The organism is Deinococcus radiodurans R1 = ATCC 13939 = DSM 20539, assembly GCF_000008565.1.
Classification (GTDB): Bacteria; Deinococcota; Deinococci; order Deinococcales; family Deinococcaceae; genus Deinococcus; species Deinococcus radiodurans.
Map to the genome: position 1 here is coordinate 1 of NC_000958.1, position 15,194 is coordinate 15,194.

The window sequence follows — 15,194 nt, forward strand, 5'->3', positions numbered from 1 at the left end:
ATTTTGACCCCAAATCCCGCAAAGGTGTCGCTATTTTGACCCCAAATCCCGCAAAGGTGTCGCTAAGAACGGCTAGAGTCACCGAAATATCACTTCTTGGCCTTTTGCACGTTGCCATCGGCCTTTTTCCGTTTCCCGCAAAGGTGTCGCTATTATGCAGGTGGCTGAATAACGCAAAGGTGTCGCTATTTTGACCCCAAATCCCGCAAAGGTGTCGCTATTCCTGAGAATGGAAAATTTGCCGTCTACAAAGAGAATTTTCTGATGGCTCATACTTTTCCCGCAAAGGTGTCGCTAGCTCGCCTTTTGATTTTCACTTTGTCAGTAAAGTTATACCGCAAAGGTATCGCTACTTGTAGGGATGTTTTGGGGAAGTAAGCAACCCCTATGGTCTGCAACTCGTGCTTGTAAAATTCACCAACCTTTTGATTGGTTGAGCGCCTGCTGCGGAGTAGAGCCCCAGTTGGGGGCTGATGAGTTCCCATGTTCGTACATATACGAACGCTTACACTGAGACATATGACGACCATCTTGACGGTTTTTACCCACGCGGGTGGAGCTGGGAAAACATCGATTGCAGGGAACATTGCACACGAATTCGCCCAGCGTGGACAACACGTGTTACTGATAGATGGTGATCCACAAAGCAACCTCACCACCAACATGGGCGTTCAAGACGCGGAGTTGCATGAAACTCTGTTCGATGTGCTGAGCGGTGACGCGCCTCTTCCTGCTCCCCGGCATGTCCACGGCTTTGACCTCATTCCCGCTGTGATTGATCTGGCAGAAGTCGAGCCGAGCATTCCTGGTCGGGTTGGTGGCATCCTTGCGCTGCGTGACGCCCTTCAAAAAGAGAGTGGCCGCTGGGACACTGTAATTATTGACAGTCCCCCTTCTCTCGGGCAGTTGGCCGCAGCCTGCGCTTTGGCTGCAGACGCCCTGGTGGTACCGATCATGACCCGGAGCAAGGGCCTGAACGCTTTGCGGGGTCTGAACCGTGTCATGCCCCAGTACCATCGTCTTCGACCTGATTTGCACGTCGCTGCCTACGTGCCGACCATGTGCAAGAGCAACCGCAAAGAGGACAGTGAACTCCTGGGCATCGTGCGTGAGGATCTGCCCCACGTGACTTCGCCGATCGTCGAGCGTGGAGCGGTCTGGAACGGTGCTGCAGAGAAGGGTCTGCCGGTCACTGTGTTTGCCCCCCGTTCAAAAGAGGCAGAGGAAATCAGGAAAATCACGAGTGATTTGGTGGAGTTTCTGCAGCGCAACGCACCTGAGCGAGGTGAACGATGACCCGGCGCGAGGGCTTGGCGGCGCTCCTCGGTGAGAGCGCCAAACTAGCGCAGGGACCGGTAGTGGGCCACACCAGCACATTGCGTGTGGATCAGCTGCGGGCAGGGTCGCAGCAGCCCCGACGCCAGTTCGGTACTGAAGGTCTGACAGAGTTGGCCGCATCAATTCAGTCTCAAGGAATCTTGCAGCCCCTGCTGGTTCGTGCTGTGGGGGACACCTATGAGATCGTCGCAGGTGAGCGGCGCTGGAGAGCCGCGCAACTCGCGGGGCTGACTGAAGTGCCTGTGATCGTCAAATCACTGACAGATCAAGAAGCAGCAGTCATTGCCCTAATCGAAAACTTGCAGCGTGAAAACCTGAACCTCATTGACGAGGTGGAAGGTAAGCTGCTCTTGGTCGCCAATGCACTTGGCATAGCCTCAGAGCAGGCCCGTTCCCGGCTCAACGAGTTGCTTCGCAATCCGGTCCCAGAAGACGTAGAGACGTTGAGTGCAGTCTTCTTACCTCTGGGCCGGGAAAGCTGGCAATCATTCGCCAAGAACAAGGTCAGAATTCTGAACTATCCTCCGCCACTGGTTGAAGCGCTACGTCAGGGTATGGCCCTCACGATGGCCACCTTGATCGCTCGGGCGCCTGAGAATAAGCAGGCTGATCTCATTGCCAAAGTGCAGCAAGGAGCAGGTCGCAAAGAAATCGTGGCTGAAGTTGAGCGACTCTGCCACAGGCCAACGGTCCGCTTGGAGAAGCGAGTTGCGCAGGCACTCGGAAACCAAAAGTGGCTGGACCGGCTGGACCCACAAGATGCCGAGGCGATGCAGCATTGGCTGAGCCAGATGCCACGGGCGCTTCAGCAAGAGATTGGCGACAACTAACGCAGAGCTGTAAAACTCTAAGAAGCTGGTAAAACTTTGCAACCGACTTGATGTGGGTCTGAACTATGCTCTACCGAGTAGGTGGTCAAGAGCACCCACACTGTCCAGCCTTGAGCCTCGCACGGCGTACTCAGGTCGTCATGTAGCTCTGTAGTTTAAATAAGAAAATTACAAATTAAGGGGATTGCTCAGGGTTTTCGTCTCAGAACATGTTGTCCCTGAATGAAGTCGGAGGAGGCGAATGGGTTCAATTAGGAACGCCAACTGCATCTGATCTGAGACTAGGGACAGGGCAAAGGGGCGACGTGTCGTAGCGCGACCTATAGTCGCTGTGCAGTTTGTGGGTCGGTTCGGATGTTTGCTGCGGCCCCTTGCTCAACGGCTTAGTGCTGTCCGTGTGTAGTGACGGCATTAGGGCTTGCGTCTGTGGTCGATGGTGAGGTTGGGGAGGAATTATCGGACCAGGATAAGTGATGGTGGAGGCTGGTGCCGCACCTGCTCAGCAGGCTGTGCAACCCCGTCGCCAGCGGGTTGAGGGGGCCACTCTCTCAAAACCCAATAAGAAGAATACAAATTAGGGGGATCATCCAGATATTCCGTCTTGCACGTACGGCGGTCGAACCCTTCGGTTTTGGTTGTAATTCGAACGGAGTGAGAAGCGGCCCAGGCAGATTTGGGAGATGATCCCGCATGAGGTGCAGGCCCGGATGTAGAGAATCGGACGCGATCCGTCTTAGGAGAGTTGTTCCTGAACGAAGCGGGAAGAGTCGCCTGGAGTCAATTCCAGGCTTGGCTGTAGGCTTTCGGGCGTACCTGAGTACCTGCACCTGTTCACAAAATGGTGAAGCTGCGCCTAGTGCTGGGACGACGCACACGGGTCACGAAGATGAATAAGGTGGAAGTGGTGAAGCGAGTGGTTCAGGCCTTGGACCAACGCTTTGGAAACAGGCTCTCCTCTCAAAATGAAGAAGACATCGTCGCAAAGTTCAGTCATTTGTTCAGCAGGTAACACGTTCACTTGAGCGCTGAGTCTGCGACTGATCATCACGCCCAGAGCGCGGTAAGGTTCTTCAGGCAGATCGAAAGGAGGAGCGGGCAACCCAGCTGCCTTGAGCAGAGCGCCCGTGCTCTCCTGCCTCAGGAACGTCTCTTCGTCATTGAGAAAGAGAGAGTACTCCTGACTCTCCTCCCGGGAACGGCGCAGGTTCCACGCTTCGTCAAAGTGGTAGCCCCGTTCATCCCGAGGCAATAAATTCGCGAGGGGATGACCGCCTTGAGGTCCAGAGATACCGCACCAGAACCGGAGGTGGGCTTCAATCGCAGCATTGGCGCGTTGTGCTTCAGGTGCCCAGTCCGGGAAGGCCTCAGTGAGGGCTGTTTTGACGCTCTCTTCGGTGTGGAGAACAGTCACTTGCCGATTCTTCTCAAGAGCAGCTTGTATGGGCCGGGTAAGGATTTTCCTCCACTCGGCGGCAGTCTGAGCGGCGTTCAGGAGGGTGAGGGTAAAGGCGTCCTGATCTGTGGCAGGGCGGGAGCGGATGTCCTGTTCTGCCTGTCGCTCATCACAGATTGAGTCCGCTTTCTCGAACTGATTGAGGAGCGCACGCAGCTCTGGGTGAGGCTGTACCGCCTTGGGGAGGGCGACTGACTCTAAGCGAGGCTGCCACTGCATGTGCGCACCCAACCAGTAACCGCCATTTGAGGAAATGATGAGACGGGGAAGAGGCCAGCTGCTTGGGGCCTGAGTCAGGGCTGCAAACAGGAACTGCTGTTCAGGACTAAGAAGGTGATAGTCCAGAATGGCTATCAGATCGATACCGGCCTTTACGCGCAGGGGCGAGGTGCCCACCTTGGGGTTCAGGCAAGTGGCAGCCTTCAGGAGAGTGGGATCACAGAGGTCAGTAATCCATTCCGGGTGACGCAGCAGATTCTGTAGGTCTTGCAAGAGGTCTTTGATGGGGACCTTATGTTCCGGTTGCAGGGCCAACTTCACCCGTTTGGCAAGTTCCCGATGCTCGAAGTAGAACTGAGCCTTCCCCGACCACTGGCCTGTCCGGGCCTTCTCTATTTTAAAGCTGTTGAGGAGTTCCCTGGTCTGCTGCACAGTGCCGAGGCCTTTGAAAGTGAGGTCGTTAAGAAACCTCTTGGCGGTCTTGACGAGGTAGGGGAGTTGCTGCCGGTGTAGGTCAACTTGTAAACGGCTGACTTGGGACTCGTCAGGACTCAGGACAAGGACACGGTATTGACTGATATTCGTGAGTGCAGCTGTCTCCTGTGTAAGGTGCAGAAGGCCAGCCCGCCGAGCCGTCGCTGTCCCGGTCTGTAGCCAAAGGGCAGGCTCAGTCATGAGGCTTCCACTGCTGGGTCGCCCGAAGTAGGCGTTGCCAGTCTGCGGTCAATTCGCCCCGGGCCTGATAGGCGCTCATTGCAGAAAGTCGCTGCATCTTCCGCCGAACAGAAGTTAAGTTCAGCACCTGTCGTTGAGCAGGCTTCTGTTGTTTGGCCTTCTCTTTTTTCTGGCCAGGCGACTTTGGGAGCTTGGGCACTTGTCTCTTGACTGGATGTGGACTGAGGCGAGCTCCCGTCACAATGGCTTGCCGGGTCCGGCTGCCTGGAGCAAGGTGGTCCAGAAGAGGGTGCAAGGCCTGATAAGCACGGTTCAGGCCAGCCTGATCGGCTGCGGTGGTGGTCTGCAGACGCTGTCTGTATTCCGCTTCAGTGTCGGCCAGCCAACGGTCGAGGTCGGCATCTGTGGTCGGCATAGGGCGGTCAAACAGCAGGCGCAAAGAGTCTGTTCTGCCCAGTCCGAAACCCACCATCGGATACGTCTCCATCAAGTGGTCGCGCAGGTCATACAGGCGGTGACGTTCCGGATCCATACGGTCGAGCAGGCGCCAATGGTCACCGTGAGGATGATGTATGAACAGGCTGCGGTATTTCCGCATGATGGGGGCCCGCCCCACGCCGGGGTTCAGGGTGGCGCTGAAAGCCTGCTGCAGTCTGGTTGCCGCCCGTTTTATAAGTTGACTGGTACTGAAGGGATCAAGAACGAAGGTCACCTCAGGACATCGTGCGGCCGAAGACGGAATCCATGAGGGGTCGTTGACCCATACCTGCTTGACTTTCCCAGCTGCTGGACTTTCGAGAAAAGACAGCAACTCCTGCGTTGTTACGTCCTGCCGCAGGTCAGAGTGGGCTAGCAGGGTCACCGGCGCTGCCGTGGTTACGTCGAAGAGAGCGAGGCGGCGCTGACGACGCCACTTAAATGTCAGAGCTGCCAGGTTCTCAGGCAGTTGAGCAGGCACAGGCAAAGCGTTTTCCTGAAGCGTCTCTAGGATTTTTTTACTGACGCCGGTGGTGCGCCGAAGGGTACTGAAATTGAAGTCGCCACGCAGTTGCTCCTGAAGATACGTCAGCAGGCGCGGCGTCATCCCAGAGGTTCTTGGGAAGCTTTGCACGCTGGTCTGTGCACATTGTGGGCACAGGTAATGCCGTTCCTGATATTGAAGACGAACCCGCGCTCCTGACAGAGGCAGATCCCAGACCTGATGGTCAATGGCTTTTTGGAGATTTGGCTCTGATAGAAGCTCCCCGCATGAACAGACGGGCACTTCAGGAATGATCTGCGCCTCGAGCGTCACGACTGGTTCGGCAGGCACATTCAGCGCATAAAGTACACGTTCCCGGAAATCGCTGAAGAGTTCCTCCTCTCGCCAGTCGGCCTCATTTTTACCTGCCCGGGGATTGCGCTGATGCATGTGCGTCAGTTGCCCCACCTTGCGGTTGAAGCGTTCCAAGCGACCAGTCGTCATTACAGGGCCACTGACTCCGTCTTCATCAAGGTATGAGCGTGCACCTTTAGCCAGAGCGTTGCTGATTTCAAACAGCCAGCCCTGCTCGTCTAGGAGATAGGTCAGACGCTTGAAGGGCTTCACTTCGCTTCCATGCTTTTCAGGCCAGTGTTCTACGGCTGCGCGCCAAGTCCGGTAATGATTGACCGCGACATGTTGAGATTCTCCAGCTGCCCACAATTCATGGAAGTCAACTGCAAGTCCGATAAGGCTATCAACGGCCTCATTGGACTGCAGTTGAGAAGGCTCCCGCCTCAGTAGGTGACAACTTCGGTTCGACGTTGTCCCAGACGGCAAAAACCAACAGTCGGCCCCATCAAGCTTGATGGGGCCGACTGTTCGCGGTTTCCTGAGAGTGTGAAATCAACAGAGGGGAGCTGCCCAGCAGGCTACCGCACTCACCGGGCACTTCAAAACGCATGCCAGTCACCTCCGCATCGATACACTCCAGCGCCTCATTGACGTCCTCCTGGCGATGATTGCCGCGAGGAGCGTCAATCATCACGACCTGAGTGCCCATATGCCGGGGATGAGTACCCCGCAGGGCAAGAAGAGACGAGCAGACCGCACCTTCCGGGATGAGCAGCTGGACAGGGGCTTTTTCATCGCTCTGCTTGTCGTCCATCTTCCACCGGGGAAGGTTTTGCTAAGTCTGGACCGCACCAATTGGGAGCACGGGGAAACGCCCATCAACTTTCTGGTGCTTGGAGCCGTGGTTCACGGCTTCACCCTGCCGCTCATCTGGGTGCCTCTCGACCAGTCTGGGAACAGTCACACCTACGCTCGAATGTGGCTGGTGTTGAAGCTCCTTCGGGCCTGGCCAGCGAAACGCTGGCTGGGTCTGGTGGCCGATCGGGAGTTCATCGGCGCGGAATGGTTCCGCTTTCTTCGTCGTCAGGGCATCAAGAGGGCAATTCGTATCCGACAGACCGACATGCTAGACGACATGAATGGGAAAGAGTGGTTTGAGCACGTCCAGCACGGTCATTTTCACGAGATTGGCGAAAAGGTGTTCGTGTTCGGGGAGTTGATGCGGGTGGTCGCAACGAGGTCACCCACAGGTGACCTCGTCATCATCGCCACAGATTTCAGTGCTCGGAAGACCTGGAGGCTCTACAAACAGCGCTGGTCGATAGAGTGCACCTTCAGCAGTTTCAAAAAGCGAGGCTTTGACTTAGAGCGAACCGGAATGACGGAAAGGAGCCGTCTACAGCGACTCTTCGGCCTGGTGACATTGGCTTGGATGTTCTGTTTGCGCCTGGGGGTCTGGCTGAGCCAGACCTGGCCCATCCCCGTTCTGAAGCATGGTCGGAGAGCGGTCAGTCTGGTGCGGCACGGTGCTCAGCATCTCGTGGATGCCCTACGGTGGAAACCCCAACAGTTCATGGCGATCCTGGAGGTGTTCATCCAGGCTTTTTGCCCGCCAGGAGCGGCTGAAAGTGAAGTTGTCACCTACTGAGCTGGAAGCCATCCAACAAGTGTGTGTGAACGGGCAATTCAGTGCAGTCGATTTAACTCGTGAACTGACGGCTCGGAAGGCCAAGGGCGCAAATGCGGTCAAGGCTTACCTCGATTGGCTCATGAACGAGGTCAGAGCGCTCCTTGAGCATTGAGGGGCAGAATTGAGCATGACTTTACCCCGGGATTCAGCGAAGTACTTGTGCCTCGCCAAGGGCTGGGACCGCCTGATGTACTGCGAAAAAGAGCCCGGTGCCCGGGCAAGCAGAACGGCGCAGGCTGCCACTGGGGTAAACTGAGGCCACCTGAGCCAGGGGAAGCCCGGTGACGGTGCGGCCTGGCTTTTTCCAGTCCCGCACCCATTCCGGCACTGTCGCGCAGCGGTGAATCGGCCTTAAGGGCCGTCAGTCCGAATGCCTCTCAGGGACGCGAACGGTTCCGCAGGTCCATGCAGTTGGCCTGCTGAAACACGTCCGCACCTCTCGCCGTCAGAGGGCCAGTTTTCTGAGCGCGCCACACCTGCCTTTTGGTGCCTGCTCTGGCCCCGGCCTGGGCAGGTTTTTTCGTGCGCCTGCCCAGACCTGCCGCCCCCGCACCCGGAGTGTTCTATGCGCCTGATTTCGCTCACGCTGCTGGCCTTATTGTCCAGCGCCGCCGCCACCAAGTATCCCCTCACTGTCACTGACGATCTGGGGCGCACGGTGGTCATCAAATCCGAACCCAGGCGCGTCGTCGCCATGCTGCCCTCACACACCGAAACCCTGGTCGCCCTGGGCGCCGCTGACAAACTGGTGGCGGTGGACACCTACAGCAACTTTCCCAGGCGTGTGGTGGAGAAACTGCCCCGAGTCGGCAGCGCCTTCAAGCCCGATCTCGAAGCGATTGTGGCGCTCAAGCCCGACCTGATCCTGGCCGACGAGTCGAGCGGTTCCAAATTGACGTCCAAGCTGGCCGCGCTCGGCCTTACCGTGTATGGCGGCACCGCCCAGAGCTACAACGAAGTGTTCGAGAAGATGGCGGTCATCGGCAAAATGGTCAACCGGGAGACGAACGCCACCCGCCTGATCACCACGACCCGTGCCGACCTGAACGCCCTGCAACAAAGCGTACGGCAACTGCCCAAAATCAGCGTGTACTACGAGGTGGACCCCGCGCCTTACAGCGTCGGCCCCAATTCGTTCATCGGCACCCTGATCGCCAAGGCGGGCGGTCAGACCATCATTCCGGCCAAGTTGGGCGACTTTCCCAAGATTGACCCCGAACTCATCGTCAAGGCCAACCCGCAGGTCATCATCGGCGTGACGCCTGACGACGCCAAGAAACGTGGCGGCTGGACAACTCTAAACGCTGTGAAAGCCGGATGGGTCTACAAGCCCACCGACGAGGAACGCGACGCGCTGAGCCGCCCCGGTCCGCGTTTGCCGGTTGCCCTGCGCGCCCTGATCAAGATGATTCACCCCGAGGCAAAGTGAAGCCGGACATGGACGACGCCACCCGCGAGCGCCGCGAGGCCGCCATGCGCGAACTCACCGAGCAGCGCGACAATTACCGCAAGAAAGAGGGGATAAGCAAGGGCCGCCGGGGGCTGCTGATCGTCAACACCGGCAAAGGCAAGGGCAAAACCACCGCCGCCCTGGGGCTGATGCTGCGGGCACACGGACGGGGGCTGCGCGTCAAGATGTTCCAGTTTCTCAAGCATGACACCGCCAAATTCGGTGAGCACCGCACGCTGGATATGCTGGAGATTCCCTATCAGGGCCTCGGCGACGGCTGGACGTGGCGCTCCCGCGACCTGGAGAACTCGGCGGAGCTGGCCGCGCACGGCTGGGCCCTGGCCCGTGAAGCCATCGAGAGTGGCGAGTACGACCTGATCGTGCTCGACGAGTTCACCTACCCGCTCAAGTACGGCTGGGTGGCCTGGGCCGAGGTGGAACCCGTTCTGAAAAATCGTGACCCGCTGCTACACGTCATCATCACGGGCCGCGACGCCATTCCCGAACTGATCGCGCTCGCCGATACGGTCAGTGAGATTCAGCCGGTCAAGCACGCCTACGAGCAGGGGATCGGGGGACAGACGGGGATTGAATATTAACCGTTTCGTCCTCGCCGCTCCGGGCTCTGGCAGCGGCAAAACCACCGTCGCCGCGCTGCTGTGTCTCGCCCTGCGTGCGCGTGGCCTGAGCGTGCAGCCCTTTAAACTCGGCCCCGATTACCTGGACCCCACCCACCTCACCCGGGCTGCCGGGCGGGAAACGCGCAACTTGGACAGCTTTCTGCTGGCGCCGGAGCGGCTGCAAACCCTTTTTGCACGGGCGGCGGCCCAGGCCGAAGTCTGCGTGATCGAAGGCGTCATGGGCCTCTACGACGGACGCGACCCAGGCAGCGACGAGCATTCCACCGCCGCGCTTGCCCGGCTGCTGGGCGCGCGAGTCGTGCTGGTGATCGACGCGGGCGGCATGGCCCGCACTGTAGCGGCCGTGGCGGCGGGCCTGCGCGATTTTGGCGAAGGGGTGAATGTCGCGGGCGTCATTCTCAACCGTGTCGGCAGTGTCCGCCACGCCGAACTCTGCGCGGAGGCACTCACCCAGGTGGGACTGGCCTGTCTCGGCTTCTTGCTGCAAGACGACGCGCTACGCCTCCCGTCCCGTCACCTCGGCCTGCTGAGCGCACAGCAGGCGAGCTGGGACGAGGCGGCGGCGTTGGCAGCGGCCCGGTACCTGGATCTGGACGCCCTGCTGAACGTGACCCGGGCCCCCGACCTGTCTTCCTCATCAAGCATGAGCCCTCCCCCATCAACACGCATCGCCTACGCTTTTGACAGCGCCTTCCACTTCTATTACCCCGACGCGCTGGACGAACTGCGCTCCTGCGGCGCGGAACTGGTGCCGTTTAGTCCACTCGAAGATGCCGGGGTGCCGGAAGATGTCGGCGGGCTGCTGCTCGGCGGCGGCTACCCGGAGGCGCACGCGGCGGAGCTGGCGGCCAACGAGCGCATGCGCCGGAGCGTCCGCGCCTTCGCTGCCTCCGGGCGCCCGGTGGTGGGCGAATGCGGCGGGCTGATGTACCTGAGCGAAACGCTGGAAGATGAAAACGGCGTGACGCACGAGATGTGCGGCGTGGTTCCCTACCGGACCCGCATGGCACGGCGCCTCAGCCTGGGCTACCGCGACGCGCTGAGCCTGGCCGACTCTCCCCTGTTGCCCGCCGGTACCGCCATTCGCGGGCATGAGTTCCACTTCAGCACGCTGACGCATGAGCCGACCCACCCGGCCTACCGCTGGCGAACGCACGATGGGCAGGAGGTGGCAGAAGGCTACGCGCGGGGCAACGTGCTGGCAAGTTACCTGCACCTGCACTACGGCGGATTTCCGGCGGTGGCAGCCCGGCTGGTGGAGCGTTGCCAGTGAGACGGCGCGCCCTACTGCTGGCCCTCGCGCTGGATACCCTGGGCGAACCGCCTGCTTACTTTCACCCCGTGATCTACATGGGAAATTACCTGCGCTGGGCGCAGACCCACTGGTGCGGGAAAACGGCGAAACAGCAGTTCACGCAAGGCGCGGCAGGCTGGGCGCTCGGCGCAGGTCTGGCAGCGGGCGCCGGCTGGACGGCGTCCGGCTTGCCCTGGTGGGTGCAGGGCGCCCTGCTCAAGCCTTTGCTGGCGCGTAAAGCCCTCTTTGACGCGGTGGCCGAAGTTGCCGGGGCACTGGAACAGGGCGATGTGCCGGAGGCGCGGCGCTTGCTGGCGTGGCACCTGGTCAGCCGGGACACCTCCCAGTTGACGGCGGCGGAAGTGGCGGGCGCGGCGATTGAAAGCCTGGCCGAGAACCTCTCTGACAGCGTGGTCGCGCCGCTGCTCGCCTACCGAGCAGGAGGGTTGCCCCTCGCCGCCGCCTACCGCCTGACGAACACGGCGGACGCGATGTGGGGCTACCGCACGCCTGAGCTGGAGGACGCGGGCAAGGCCGCCGCCAAAGCCGACGACCTGTTCAACCTCGCCCCGGCGCGGCTGACTGCCCTTTGCACGCTGATGGTGAGCGGGAGCCAGAGCTGGCGCGTGTGGGTACGCGACCGGCGCAACCCGGCCAGTCCAAACGCCGGGCACCCCATGAGCGCCTTTGCCGGCGCCCTGGGCGTGCGGTTGGACAAAAGAGGGGTCTACGTGCTGAACGCAGCCGGCGCGGCTCCTGGTCCTGAACACCTCGCACCAGCGCTGGCCCTTGCCCGCCGGACGCTGGTGCTGGCGGTGTTGGTCTTGCTGCTGCCTTTCCCAGGCCGCCTTTCCCGGAGACCCCATGCCTGATGACGCTCTCCCTGGCCTAGTGCCCCGCATTCCGCACGGCGGCCCATCGAGTGCCGCTTTCGTCGGCCTCGATTTCAGCGTCAACTGCAATCCCTACGGCCCGAATCCGGCCCTCCTCGCTGCTGTGCGCGGCGCCGACCACGCGCACTATCCCGATCCCAGCTATCTCGGCGTGCGCCGGAGGCTGGCCGACTGGCACGGCGTTTCTCCCGACGAGGTAGTTCTCAGCGTCGGCGCATCGGACCTGCTGCACCGCGTCGTCCGCGCCTTTTTGCCTGCGGGAGACGTGCTGCTGAGTCTTCACGCCCCGTTCGGTGAACTCGCCCGCGCCGCGCAGTTGCAACGGGCGAAAATTCACGTGATGGACGAGGTGCCCGCTGCTCTGCCGCCCCGTACCCGCCTCGTCTACGTGGGGCAGCCGCACAACCCGACGGGGCGCCGACTCTGCGCGCCGGAACTAGACATTCTGGCGAACGCCTGCGCCGCTGCCCACGCGTTGCTGGTGCTCGACCTTGCCTACGCGCCCTTTCTGTCGCTCCCTGTTCACCATCACCCATTCACCATCAATGTTCTGTCTCCCGGCAAAGCCCACGGCCTCGTCGGAGCGCGGCCCGCCTACGCTCTTGCCCGCGCGGAGGTCACGGCGCGGCTGGACAACCTCGCCCCAGCATGGCACCTCCCGGCGGGCACGGCGGCGCTGCTCGCGGCCTTGCCCGCCGCACAAGATTTCCTGTCCGAGACGCTGCCCCGCGTGCAGAATGACGCCGCAGCTCTGGCCCACGCCCTGCGCGAATTTGGCCCCGTGGAACGCCGCGGCACGCCCTTTCTGACTCTGGAAGTCGGTGACGCGGCGGCAGTCGCGCGAAAACTGCTGCCACTGGGCATCCGGGTGCGTGACTGCGCGAGCTACGGCCTGCCGGGGCGGGTGCGGGTAAGTACGCAGGCGAACAAGAATGACCGGCGGCTCATCGGCGCTCTCCAGGAGGTTCTCTATGGGTAAGGCCATCATGGTTCAGGGCTGCACGTCGAATGCGGGCAAGTCCTACCTCTGCGCGGCGCTGTGCCGGATGCTCAGTGACGAGGGGCTGCGGGTAGCCCCCTTCAAAGCCCAGAACATGAGCAACAACGCGGGGGTCACGCCCCCGGAGAGTTCAGCGCCGGGCCTGGAAATGGGCCGCGCTCAGCTGGTGCAGGCCCGCGCTGCCCGCGTGGTGCCCGACGTGCGGATGAATCCGGTGCTGCTCAAGCCCGAGGCCGACACGAGCAGTCAGGTGGTGCTGCTGGGACGCGCCGCTCCCGAGCTGACCGCCCTGCCCTGGCGCGAGCGTAAGCCCCGGCTGTGGCCCTTTGTCAAAGGCGCCCTTCACAGCCTGCTGGACGAGTTCGACGTGGTGGTCATCGAGGGCGCGGGCAGCCCTGCCGAGGTTAACCTGCGCCCGAGCGACATCGTGAACATGCGCGTTGCCCGTGAGGCCCGGGCCGCCGTGCTGCTCGCCGCCGACATTGACCGGGGCGGCGCCTTTGCCCACTTGCTCGGCACCTGGCATTGCCTGATGCCCGAGGAGCGCGCCTTGATGCGCGGGTTTATCCTCAACCGGTTTCGCGGCGACGCTTCTCTGCTCGCTCCCGCGCCTGAGTGGCTCGAAGAGCAGACCGGCGTGCCGACCCTGGGCGTGGTGCCCTGGCTGAACGTCGCGCTGCCCGAGGAAGACGGCGTGGCTGTAGAGGCCCCAGCTGCCATCATCCCCTCACCGTCAACGGGCTTTGTTGCCATTCCCCGGCTGCCCCGCGTGTCCAACCTCGACGAGTTCGCGCCGCTGGGTGAACTGGCCCGCTGGGTCACGTCGCCGCAGGAGCTGGCTGGAGCGAGGGCGGTCATTCTTCCTGGCAGCAAAAGCACCGCCGCCGACCTCGCCTGGTTGCGGGCCACCGGGCTGGCTGGCGCCGTGACCCGCCTCGCTGTGCAGGGCGTGCCGGTACTGGGCATCTGCGGGGGCCTGCAAATGCTGGGGCAGACCCTTTCCGACCCGCAGGGGGTGGAGGGCGGGAGCGCTGCGTCTGGGGGAAAAGTGTACGGGCTGGGCCTGCTCGACCTGCACACGGCCTTCGCCGCCGATAAGACCACCCGCCTGAGCGAAGTCCGTGACCCCGAAACCGGCCTGCGGCTTCAGGGGTACGAGATTCACCACGGCCAAACCCGCAGCGGGCCAGGCGTACAAACGCTGGTGCCCGGGCTGCTGTGGCGCTCCGGCAATGTGCGCGGCACCTATCTGCACGGCCTGCTGGAAAACTCAGCTTATCTGGAGCACTTCCTGCGCTGGGCCGACTTGCCAGTGCCGGCGTGCCTGGACTCGCTTGACGCCCGCCTCGACGCCATCGCCGCGCAGGTCCAAGCGGGCCTGAGCTGGGACCGGGTGCGGGCGCTGCTTTAAGGGTTTTTCCAGTTCAGCTGGCCTATAGACGGACCGCGATTGAATCCCCAAACCTGGGGAATCCGGTCCGGGGGTCTACAACTGATGCCGGACGCAAGGGGGACTCCGCCACCAACTGGGTCGGCCAGTTGGACGGAAAAAGTACGCTCACGGGACACCGGGCGTAACCCTCGGTCCAACGGAACGGTGCTGGTCGGTCCGAGACGCACTGAGTCTGTCTTACCTATCGGCCATAGTTTCAGCGAACTACCGTGCAAGCCGATTTCACTGAAAAAACTAGCGGATCAACTACACCTTGAAGGGCAGGTCAGGAATCTCAGCCCAGCCTTTTTCGGCGGTCAGCACATCCAGCTTCAGGGCTTCCGCAGTGCCCAGACAGGCGGCGTCACCGAGGCTCAGACCATAAGGCGACTTGCGGGCGTAATAAAACGACGCCTTTTTCCGGCAGGCACTCTCGAAAGGCACTTCGCGGACAAAACCCAGCAGCGGCCCCAGCTGGGCCTCGACCTGGCGGGGGGTGAAGGCACCACGGCCGACGAGCTTGCCCTGGACTTCGGTCAGGGTGACGCTGCTGATCCAGCAGGGCTGGGAGCTGACGACCTTCAAGACTTCAAGGCCGCCTTCTTCTTTCAGCAAAAATGCCAACAAGGCACTGGCATCAAGGAGCATTTACCAGCCCTTCTCTTTGGCTTCAGCCTGACGTTCGTCGAGCAGTTCCTGGGTGAAGTCCCGCTCGTCACCCTCTGCTTTCTTCAGGCTGCCGTATAGAGATTCCGCGAGGAGCCTACGACTGGTCATCCGGTAACCGAAGTCTTCTTTGACTAAGATAAGTTCATCACCCTCTTGGACGCCGAGTTCGGTACGGACGTCAGTGGGGACTACAATACGGCCCTGTGCCTGAAGTTTCAGATTGTAGGCATGAGTAGTCATAAGTGCCTGATTCTAGCAAAATAGGCACGATATATTCGTCTGCCCATGCCCCTAT

13 protein-coding genes are annotated in these 15,194 nt (G+C 61.1%); 9 read left to right on the forward strand and 4 right to left on the reverse strand.

Annotated elements, in window-relative coordinates; translation table 11 throughout:
* The first annotated feature begins 519 nt into the window (after positions 1–519).
* Together DR_RS15455 and DR_RS15460 are read left to right on the forward strand one after the other, a co-directional pair.
* On the forward strand, positions 520–1,296 hold the full coding sequence (locus tag DR_RS15455; RefSeq protein WP_010884025.1) for a ParA family protein: 777 nt from the start codon (positions 520–522) through the stop codon (positions 1,294–1,296).
* A complete protein-coding gene (locus DR_RS15460) occupies positions 1,293–2,168 on the forward strand; it encodes a ParB/RepB/Spo0J family partition protein (protein WP_010884026.1) in 876 nt (291 codons plus the stop codon). The genes DR_RS15455 and DR_RS15460 overlap by 4 nt, the downstream gene beginning before the upstream one ends.
* Positions 2,169–3,021: 853 nt before the next feature.
* Here the strand turns inward: DR_RS15460 and DR_RS15465 are convergent.
* Both DR_RS15465 and DR_RS15470 read right to left on the reverse strand, forming a co-directional pair.
* Entirely contained in the window at positions 3,022–4,515 is a 1,494-nt protein-coding gene (locus DR_RS15465) for a hypothetical protein (protein WP_010884039.1), read from the reverse strand.
* Positions 4,508–6,103: a hypothetical protein gene (locus DR_RS15470; protein WP_162177818.1), complete on the reverse strand. Its 1,596-nt coding sequence runs from the start codon at positions 6,101–6,103 to the stop codon at positions 4,508–4,510. Before DR_RS15470 ends, DR_RS15465 begins: the two co-directional genes overlap by 8 nt.
* A 391-nt stretch (positions 6,104–6,494) precedes the next feature.
* On the opposite strand from DR_RS15470, the gene DR_RS15475 reads away from it, so the two are divergent.
* The 7 genes from DR_RS15475 to DR_RS15505 all read left to right on the forward strand — a co-directional run bounded on the left by DR_RS15475 (position 6,495) and on the right by DR_RS15505 (position 14,209).
* Positions 6,495–7,478: an IS4-like element ISDra1 family transposase gene (locus tag DR_RS15475; RefSeq protein WP_010884020.1), complete on the forward strand. Its 984-nt coding sequence runs from the start codon at positions 6,495–6,497 to the stop codon at positions 7,476–7,478.
* Between the two features lie 607 nt (positions 7,479–8,085).
* Positions 8,086–8,949: an ABC transporter substrate-binding protein gene (locus DR_RS15480; RefSeq protein ID WP_027480391.1), complete on the forward strand. Its 864-nt coding sequence runs from the start codon at positions 8,086–8,088 to the stop codon at positions 8,947–8,949.
* 8 nt (positions 8,950–8,957) lie between these two features.
* On the forward strand, positions 8,958–9,569 hold the full coding sequence (gene cobO, locus DR_RS15485) for a cob(I)yrinic acid a,c-diamide adenosyltransferase (RefSeq protein WP_081799310.1): 612 nt from the start codon (positions 8,958–8,960) through the stop codon (positions 9,567–9,569).
* A complete protein-coding gene (locus DR_RS15490) occupies positions 9,565–10,884 on the forward strand; it encodes a cobyrinate a,c-diamide synthase (protein ID WP_027480393.1) in 1,320 nt (439 codons plus the stop codon). The genes cobO and DR_RS15490 overlap by 5 nt, the downstream gene beginning before the upstream one ends.
* Entirely contained in the window at positions 10,875–11,777 is a 903-nt protein-coding gene (gene cbiB, locus DR_RS15495; RefSeq protein ID WP_010883989.1) for an adenosylcobinamide-phosphate synthase CbiB, read from the forward strand. Before DR_RS15490 ends, cbiB begins: the two co-directional genes overlap by 10 nt.
* The gene (locus DR_RS15500) at positions 11,770–12,777 is read left to right on the forward strand and encodes an aminotransferase class I/II-fold pyridoxal phosphate-dependent enzyme (RefSeq protein ID WP_010883990.1); all 1,008 of its coding nucleotides are present in this window, start codon (positions 11,770–11,772) and stop codon (positions 12,775–12,777) included. The genes cbiB and DR_RS15500 overlap by 8 nt, the downstream gene beginning before the upstream one ends.
* A complete protein-coding gene (locus DR_RS15505) occupies positions 12,770–14,209 on the forward strand; it encodes a cobyric acid synthase (RefSeq protein ID WP_227086051.1) in 1,440 nt (479 codons plus the stop codon). Before DR_RS15500 ends, DR_RS15505 begins: the two co-directional genes overlap by 8 nt.
* Positions 14,210–14,497: 288 nt before the next feature.
* Here DR_RS15505 and DR_RS15510 read toward each other — a convergent pair whose 3' ends face one another.
* Positions 14,498–14,878, reverse strand: coding sequence for a PIN domain-containing protein (locus DR_RS15510; RefSeq protein WP_027480395.1), 381 nt, complete (start codon positions 14,876–14,878; stop codon positions 14,498–14,500).
* Complete coding sequence (locus DR_RS15515; protein WP_081816091.1) at positions 14,879–15,139, reverse strand: AbrB/MazE/SpoVT family DNA-binding domain-containing protein; 261 nt, start codon at positions 15,137–15,139, stop codon at positions 14,879–14,881.
* Between the last annotated feature and the right edge of the window lie 55 nt (positions 15,140–15,194).

What these genes read in the sequence shown, in the direction of transcription:
- DR_RS15455 (WP_010884025.1), top strand. Translation starts at nt 520, where the DNA reads ATGACGACCATCTTGACGGTTTTTACCCACGCGGGTGGAGCTGGGAAA.
- DR_RS15460 (WP_010884026.1), top strand. Translation starts at nt 1,293, where the DNA reads ATGACCCGGCGCGAGGGCTTGGCGGCGCTCCTCGGTGAGAGCGCCAAA.
- DR_RS15465 (WP_010884039.1), bottom strand. Translation starts at nt 4,515, where the DNA reads ATGACTGAGCCTGCCCTTTGGCTACAGACCGGGACAGCGACGGCTCGG.
- DR_RS15475 (WP_010884020.1), top strand. Translation starts at nt 6,495, where the DNA reads ATGATTGCCGCGAGGAGCGTCAATCATCACGACCTGAGTGCCCATATG.
- DR_RS15480 (WP_027480391.1), top strand. Translation starts at nt 8,086, where the DNA reads ATGCGCCTGATTTCGCTCACGCTGCTGGCCTTATTGTCCAGCGCCGCC.
- cobO (WP_081799310.1), top strand. Translation starts at nt 8,958, where the DNA reads ATGGACGACGCCACCCGCGAGCGCCGCGAGGCCGCCATGCGCGAACTC.
- DR_RS15500 (WP_010883990.1), top strand. Translation starts at nt 11,770, where the DNA reads ATGCCTGATGACGCTCTCCCTGGCCTAGTGCCCCGCATTCCGCACGGC.
- DR_RS15505 (WP_227086051.1), top strand. Translation starts at nt 12,770, where the DNA reads ATGGGTAAGGCCATCATGGTTCAGGGCTGCACGTCGAATGCGGGCAAG.
- DR_RS15510 (WP_027480395.1), bottom strand. Translation starts at nt 14,878, where the DNA reads ATGCTCCTTGATGCCAGTGCCTTGTTGGCATTTTTGCTGAAAGAAGAA.
- DR_RS15515 (WP_081816091.1), bottom strand. Translation starts at nt 15,139, where the DNA reads ATGACTACTCATGCCTACAATCTGAAACTTCAGGCACAGGGCCGTATT.